Annotated in this window: 7 protein-coding genes; 1 reads left to right on the plus strand and 6 read right to left on the minus strand. The window is 62.4% G+C overall.

Features of this window, described 5'->3' with window-relative positions:
• Window positions 1-37 precede the first annotated feature (37 nt).
• The 6 genes from ACW9IB_RS11980 to ACW9IB_RS12005 form a co-directional block, all read right to left on the minus strand.
• Complete coding sequence (locus ACW9IB_RS11980; protein ID WP_457365004.1) at window positions 38-847, minus strand: ABC transporter permease; 810 nt, start codon at window positions 845-847, stop codon at window positions 38-40.
• Entirely contained in the window at window positions 837-1,766 is a 930-nt protein-coding gene (locus tag ACW9IB_RS11985) for an ABC transporter permease (protein WP_457365003.1), read from the minus strand. The genes ACW9IB_RS11980 and ACW9IB_RS11985 overlap by 11 nt, the downstream gene beginning before the upstream one ends.
• Window position 1,767: 1 nt before the next feature.
• Window positions 1,768-2,802 carry an ABC transporter ATP-binding protein gene (locus ACW9IB_RS11990; RefSeq protein ID WP_457365002.1) on the minus strand — a complete coding sequence of 345 codons (1,035 nt, stop codon included), beginning with the start codon at window positions 2,800-2,802 and terminating at the stop codon, window positions 1,768-1,770.
• A 218-nt stretch (window positions 2,803-3,020) separates the two neighbouring features.
• Window positions 3,021-4,172, minus strand: a complete 1,152-nt coding sequence (ydcS, locus tag ACW9IB_RS11995; protein ID WP_457365001.1) for a putative ABC transporter substrate-binding protein YdcS — start codon at window positions 4,170-4,172, stop codon at window positions 3,021-3,023.
• Window positions 4,173-4,243: 71 nt separating this feature from the next.
• On the minus strand, window positions 4,244-5,701 hold the full coding sequence (locus ACW9IB_RS12000; RefSeq protein ID WP_457365000.1) for a gamma-aminobutyraldehyde dehydrogenase: 1,458 nt from the start codon (window positions 5,699-5,701) through the stop codon (window positions 4,244-4,246).
• A gap of 134 nt (window positions 5,702-5,835) precedes the next feature.
• Window positions 5,836-6,747, minus strand: a complete 912-nt coding sequence (locus ACW9IB_RS12005) for a LysR family transcriptional regulator (protein WP_457364999.1) — start codon at window positions 6,745-6,747, stop codon at window positions 5,836-5,838.
• A 168-nt stretch (window positions 6,748-6,915) separates the two neighbouring features.
• On the opposite strand from ACW9IB_RS12005, the gene ACW9IB_RS12010 reads away from it, so the two are divergent.
• Entirely contained in the window at window positions 6,916-7,623 is a 708-nt protein-coding gene (locus ACW9IB_RS12010; protein ID WP_457413774.1) for a tellurite resistance TerB family protein, read from the plus strand.
• Window positions 7,624-7,704 lie beyond the last annotated feature (81 nt).

A 7,704-nucleotide genomic window follows, 5' to 3' on the forward strand; every position in this document is an offset into this window, starting at 1 on the left:
CATTGACCGTGTTTCAACAGTGGCTATGTGTTGTCCGTTATTTACCGCCACTCCCCGCCACGCTTTCACCGCCGCGGGTCAGGTAATAGGCACCGAGAATCGGGAACATCGTCACCAACATCACCAGCATCGCCACCACGTTGGTCACCGGCACATCCCGTGGGCGGCTCAGTTGGTTGAGCAGCCACAGCGGCAAGGTGCGTTCGTGGCCGGCGGTGAAGGTGGTGACGATGATTTCGTCGAACGACAGCGCAAAGGCGAGCATGCCGCCGGCCAGCAAGGCCGAGCCCAGGTTGGGCAGGATGATGTAGCGGAAGGTCTGCCAGCCGTCGGCGCCCAGGTCCATCGAGGCTTCGATCAGGCTGTGGGACGTGCGGCGCAAGCGGGCGATGACGTTGTTGTAGACGATCACCACGCAGAAGGTCGCGTGACCGACGACGATGGTGAACATCCCGGGCTCGATGCCCAGTGTCTTGAACGTCGCCAATAACGCGATACCGGTGATGATCCCCGGCAAGGCAATCGGCAGGATCAGCATCAGCGATACCCCTTGCTTGCCGAAGAACTCGCGGCGATACAACGCCGCCGAGGCCAGGGTGCCGAGCACCATGGCGATCAGCGTGGCGATGGCCGCAATCTGCAGCGACAACTTGATCGCGTCCAGCACGTCCGGCCGGGCGAAGGCCACGCTGAACCACTTCAGGGTGAAGCCCTGGGGTGGAAAGCTGAACGCGGCTTCTTCGGTGTTGAAGGCGTAGAGGAAGATGATCAGGATCGGGAAGTGCAGAAACACCAACCCGCCCCAGGCTGCGATCTTCAGACCCAGCGAAGATTTCTCAGAGTGCATCGAAGGCCCCCAGGCGTTTGACGATGGAGAGGTAAACCGCGATCAGCACGATGGGCACCAGGGTGAACGCCGCCGCCATGGGCATGTTGCCGATGGCGCCTTGCTGGGCGTAGACCATGCTGCCCACGAAGTAACCCGGCGGCCCTACCAGCTGCGGCACGATGAAATCGCCCAGGGTCAGCGAAAACGTGAAGATGGAGCCGGCGGCAATGCCCGGCACCGACAGCGGCAAAATCACCTGCATGAAGGTCTGGCGCGGCTTGGCCCCCAGGTCGGCCGAGGCTTGCAGCAAGGACGGCGGCAAACGCTCCAGGGAGGCCTGGATCGGCAGAATCATGAATGGCAGCCAGATATAGACGAACACCATGAAGCGCCCCAGGTGCGAGGTACTCAACGTGCTGCCGCCCACGCCGGGAATGCCCAGCACGAATTGCAACAGCGGCTCCAGGCCCAGGTGCTGCACGAACCACTGCGCCACGCCGCCCTTGGCCAGCAGCAAGGTCCAGGCATACGCCTTGACGATGTAGCTGGCCCACATCGGCATCATCACCGCGATATAGAAAAACGCCTTGGTCTTGCCCGTGGTGTAGCGCGCCATGTAGTAGGCGATCGGGAAGGCGACGATAGCGCTGGCGATGGACACCACGATCGCCATGCTCAAGGTGCGCACGATGATGTCGAAGTTCGACGGCTGGAACAGCGCGGCGAAGTTGGCCAGGGTCAGGTCCGGCGTGACCGCCATGGTGAAGTCGTCGAAGGTATAGAAACCCTGCCACAGCAACGTCAGCAACGAACCCAGGTAGATCGCGCCGAACCAGATCAGCGGCGGCACCAGCAGCATCGCCAGATAGAGGTTGGGCTTGCGGTACAGCAGGTTGGAAAACCTGCGCATCGGCGGATGGGAAATGGCCAGGCTCATGTCACACCTCGCCTGCGGTATCGGTGAGCGGCACCATGGCTTCACGGGCCCAGCGCGCGCTGAGGGTCTGACCGACCTGATGGCCGGCGCTGGTGTCCAGCCACTGATTGTTGGCGCGGCTGATGTTCAGCGTCTGGCCGTTGTCCAGTGTCAGCTCATACCGGGTCGCACTGCCCTGGTACTGGATATCGTGCAGCAGACCGCTGATTTCCACCTCGTCGGCGCCCAATGGTCCTTCGGCGATGCGCACGTGTTCGGGGCGGATCGAGAACGGCTGGGCCTTGCCGCTGAGGCGTTGGGCCAGCTCGCCGCGAATCACATTGGAGGTGCCGACGAATTCGGCCACGAACGGTGTGGCGGGTTTCATGTACAGATTGCGCGGGGTGTCGACCTGCTCGATACGGCCCTTGTTGAAGACGGCCACACGGTCCGACATCGAGAGTGCTTCGGTCTGGTCGTGGGTCACGAAAATAAAGGTGATGCCTAATTGGCGTTGCAGTTTCTTCAGTTCGCTTTGCATCTGCTCGCGCAATTTCAGGTCGAGGGCGCCCAGCGGTTCATCCAGCAACAGCACGCGCGGACGATTGACCAGCGCGCGGGCCAGGGCGACTCGCTGGCGCTGGCCGCCGGAAAGCTGCACCGGCTTGCGGTCGCCGTAGCCGCCGAGGGCGACCATGGTCAGGGCTTCTTCGGCACGGTTCAGGCGTTCAGCCTTGCCCACACCCTTGACCTTGAGGCCGTAGGCGACGTTATCGCGCACGTTCATATGGGGGAACAGCGCGTAGTCCTGGAACACTGTGTTCACATCGCGCTGATACGGCGGCAAGCCGGCGGCTTCCTCGCCGTGGATGCGGATCGAGCCGGCGCTGGGCTGCTCGAACCCGGCGATCAGGCGCAGGCAGGTGGTTTTGCCCGAGCCGGATGGGCCGAGCATGGAAAAGAACTCGCCGTCCTGGATATCGATGGAAACCCGGTCAACGGCCTTCACTTCGCCGAACTGACGGGAAACGTGGGTGAATTGGACTGCAAGCGTCATGGTGCGGTGCTCCAAAAAGGCGCGGGTCGTCGCAGCGGCCCGGCCTGGACTTCTGAAAAAACGTGGAATCTGTAATCGCAACTCAAATGTGGGCGCTTTTCTGTGGGAGCCGGGCTTGCCCGCGATGCAGGCACCCCGGTGTGTCTGTTACACCGAGGTGATGCCATCGCAGGCAAGCCAGCTCCCACAGAAGCCAGCCTCCCCAAGGGAGCCAGGAGTCAGCGACCGCCCATGATCGCGATGTAGTCCTGGGTCCAGCGGCTGTACGGCACGAACTTGCCGCCTTCGGCCTGCGGGGTTTTCCAGAAGGCGATCTTGTCGAATTGGTCGAAACCGTTGGTCTTGCAGCCTTCGGCGCCGAGCAGTTCGCTTTCCTTGCACGCGGCCGGTACGGCCGGCAGCGAGCCGAACCAGGCGGCGACGTCGCCCTGGACTTTCGGTTGGAGCGACCAGTCCATCCACTTGTAGGCGCAGTTGGGGTGCTTGGCGTCGGTGTGCAGCATGGTGGTGTCGGCCCAGCCGGTGGCGCCTTCCTTGGGAATGGTCGAGGCGATCGGCTGTTTCTCGTTCTGCAGGCCGTTGACCTGATACGGCCAGGCGCTGGAGGCCACCACGCCTTCGTTCTTGAAGTCACTCATTTGCACGGTGGTGTCGTGCCAGTAGCGGTGGATCAATGGCTGCTGGGCGCGCAACAGTTCAAGCACAGCCTTGTATTGCGCTTCGGTCAGCTCATAGGGATTCTGGATGCCCAATTCCGGCTTGGCGCTCTTGAGGTACAGCGCCGCATCGGCGATGTAGATCGGGCCGTCATAGGCTTGCACACGGCCTTTGTTCGGCTTGCCGTCCGGCAGGTTCTGCGCGTCGAACAGCACGTTCCAGCTGGTGGGCGCGGTCTTGAACACGTTGGTGTTGTACATCAGCACGTTCGGGCCCCATTGGTACGGGGTGCCGTAGGTTTCCTTGTTGACCACGTACCAGGGCGCATCCTTGAGGCGCGGGTCGATGTTCTTCCAGTTGGGTATCAACGCCGTGTTGATTGGCTGCACCCGCTTGCCGACGATCAAGCGCAGCGAGGCATCGCCCGATGCGGTGACCAGGTCATAGCCGCCCTTGGCCATCAGGCTGACCATTTCGTCAGAGGTGGCGGCGGTTTTCACATTGACCTTGCAGCCGGTTTCCTTCTCGAAACCGCTGACCCAATCGTAGGCCTTGTCGCTTTCGCCCCGCTCGATGTAGCCGGGCCAGGCGACGATATCCAATTGGCCTTCACCGGCGCCCACCGCTTTGAGCGGTTCGGCGGCCTGCAGGCTGGCGCTGGCCAGCAACGCGGTGGTCAGGGCACTGAGCAGTGCGGTCTTGTGCGCGGACATGGGGTTTCCCTCTTCTTTAATTATGGTCGGGGCAGTCTGTGAAGCCGTAACGCATGAGCTTAGTTGTTGTTTTAAAGATGTTGGCCGTGACGCGCCATGATGTGTCGCACCACGCTGTAGTCCTGTAGCGAATCGCTGGACAGATCCTTGCCGTACCCCGAGCGCTTCAAGCCGCCGTGGGGCATTTCGCTGACCAGCATGAAATGGCTGTTGATCCAGGTGCAGCCGTATTGCAGGCGCGCCGCCACTTGCATGGCCTTGTCCAGGTTCTGGGTCCACACCGACGAGGCCAGGCCGTATTCGGAGTCGTTGGCCCAGTCCACCGCCTGCTCCAGCTCATCGAAGCGGGTCACGGTGACCACCGGGCCGAACACCTCGCGCTGCACGATTTCGTCATGCTGCTTGCAGCCGGCGAGCAGGGTGGGCTGGTAATAGAAGCCCGGGCCGGAATGCACCGCGGCGCCGGTGATGCGTTCGATATGCGGCTGGCCGAGGGCGCGTTCGACAAAACTGGCCACGCGGTCGCGCTGGCGGGTGCTGATCAACGGACCGAGTTCGTTGTCGGCATCGCGCTTGCCGGCAAAGCGCAGGCTGCTGACGGCGGCGCCGAGCTCGGCGACCAGCTTGTCGTGGATACCGGCCTGGGCGTAGATGCGGCAGGCGGCGGTGCAGTCCTGGCCGGCGTTGTAGTAACCGTAGGCGCGAACGCCCTCGACCACGGCTTGCAGGTCGGCGTCGTTGCACACGATCACCGGGGCCTTGCCACCCAGTTCCAGGTGTGTGCGTTTAAGGGTCTTGGATGCGGCTTGCAGGATTTTTTGCCCGGTCACGATATCGCCGGTCAGCGAGACCATGCGCACCTTGGCGTGGCTGACCAAGTGACTGCCAACGCCTTCGCCACCGCCACACAAAATGTTGATCACGCCGCGTGGCAACAGCTCTTTAAGCACGGGGGCCAGGGCCAGGATCGACAGCGGCGTATGTTCCGACGGTTTGAACACCAAGGTATTACCAGCGGCGAGGGCCGGGGCGATTTTCCACGCGGCCATCATCAGCGGGTAGTTCCACGGCGCAATCGAAGCGACGACGCCAATCGGATCGCGACGGACCATGCTGGTATAACCCGGCAGGTATTCACCGCTCAGTTGGCCGGTCTGGCAGCGCACGGCCCCGGCGAAAAAACGGAACACGTCGACGGTGGCGCTCAGGTCATCCTGGCGCGCCAGGTGCAACGGTTTGCCGCAGTTCAGGGATTCCAGCCGGGCCAGGTAGTCGGCTTGTTGTTCGATGGCGTCAGCGATGCCCAGCAGAATGTTTGAACGTTGCTGCGGCGTGGTGCGCGACCAACCGGCAAAAGCGCGATGGGCGGCAAGGATCGCGGTTTCGACCTGCTCGGTGCCGGCTTCGGCGATCTGGGTGAGCACTTCACCGGTGGCCGGGTTGAGAATCGGCTCGGCAAACCCCTGGCCCTGGACCAGTTCGCCGTCGATCAACAACGCAGTGAGCAGCGGGGTGGGCGCGCCGGACATTTTTCGCGATCTCTTTTCTTGTATGGCCATGGACGTTCTCTTACGAGCGCCTGACCTTTCTCTTGATGGGATAAGCAGAGACTAGAGGTCAGGCGCGAGGTCAACAAATACTAAATATTGAATGCAGCATTCGATTAAATAGATGGCTTGCGCGGATGCGGCTGTTCGCGAGCCACCGTCAGGAACGGGTCCACCAGCGCCGGGCGCGCCGTGCCCCGGCGCCAGGCCAGGCCGACGTCGAGGGTCTGGCTGAGGTCGGCAATCGTTCGTGCCTCGATGATGTCGCCCTCAAGCGACCAGGGTCGGTAGGTCATGTCGGGCTGAATCGACACGCCCAGTCCGGCGGCCACCAGGCTGCGCACGGCTTCGGTGGAGGCGGTGCGCAACGTGACGCGTGGTTGCAGGCCTGCGCCGGTCCACAGGCGTTGGGCGTTGTGGCCCATTTCATCGACGTTGAGCTGAATCAGCGGCTCGCGGGCGACATCTGCGAGGTTAATGCTGTCGTGCTCGAGCAACGGATGCTGCGCCGGTAGCCAAAGGCGGTGGGGCGAGTGGGTGAGCACTTCGGTTTGCAATGCATGGCGGTCTTCGAGGTTGGAGAGGATCAGCACGCCCACATCGATTTCGCCGCTGACCAGCAAATGCTCGATATAGGGGCGTTCATCCTCCATGACACGAATTTCCACATTGGGGTAGGCGCGCTGGAAGCGGGTGAGCAGGTCGGCAAGGTAGTAGCCGGCCACCAGGCTGGTCACGCCGATGATCAGTTGCCCGGCCACCTGGTCGGTACTCTGTTGCAGGCTGCGCTTGGCGTTGTCGACGGTGGCGAGGATCAAGTGCGCCTGGCGCAGGAATTGATGGCCCTGGTGGGTCAGGGTCATGCCTTTGGCGTGGCGGTTGAACAGGTTGACGCCGATCTCCTGCTCCAGTTGCTGGATCGCCAGGGTCAGGGTCGACTGGGAGATGAACGCGGTTTGCGCGGCGGCCGAGATCGAGCCGGTCTCGGCCACGGCAATAAAGTGCCGGATTTGACGCAGGGTCATCATGCTGGAATTACCAGTTGGGTGTTTTTATAGATGTTCTCGAGTGTATATCGATTTAAGTGAAGGGCGGCCGAGTTACATCTGGAAGCACTCTAGATCGCGGTCTTTTGGCACTTGGTTTTACGCTGAGGGCCGGTTGACCCTATGAACCCAGGCGTCTGGAGGCTGCGAATGAATACCCGTGGATTGCTCGATCAATTGCTCAAATCTGGTCAGGACCTGTTGCAGAACAAGGCGACCGGTCAACGTAAACCGCAAGATAAAGGCGCTCTGGACGGTCTGCTCGGCAGTGGCGGCCTCGGCAGCCTGCTCGGTGGCGCGGGCGGCGGTGCCCTGGCGGCGGGCGCGATGGGCCTGCTGCTGGGCAACAAGAAGGCTCGCAAATTCGGCGGCAAGGCCCTGGCCTACGGCGGTCTGGCCGCCCTCGGGGTGATTGCCTACAAGGCTTACGGCAACTGGCAGGCGCAACAGGCCAACGCGCCGAAGGGCGAGCCGCAAACCCTCGACCGCCTGCCGCCGGCCCAGGTCGAGCAGCACAGCCAGGGCATCCTCAAGGCGCTGGTCGCCGCCGCCAAGGCCGACGGCCACGTCGACGAGCGCGAACGTGCGCTGATCGAAGGCGAATTCTCCCGGCTCGACAGTGACCGTGAACTGCAAGGCTGGCTGCACGCCGAGCTGAACAAACCGCTGGATCCGGCTGATGTGGCCCGCGCAGCGGGTACGCCGGAAATGGCCGCCGAGATGTACATCGCCAGCGTCATGTTGGTGGATGAGGAGAACTTCATGGAAAAAGCCTACCTCGACGAACTGGCGCGCCAGCTCGGGCTTGAGCCAGGCTTGAAGGCCGAGCTGGAAAAACAGGTACGCCTGAACCAATAACCACCTGCCTTGCGCCGATCGAACTGTGGGAGCGGGCTTGCTCGCGAATGTGATGTATCAGTCAGCCTATCCAGCGACTGA

Source organism: Pseudomonas sp. SDO524_S393, assembly GCF_054071875.1.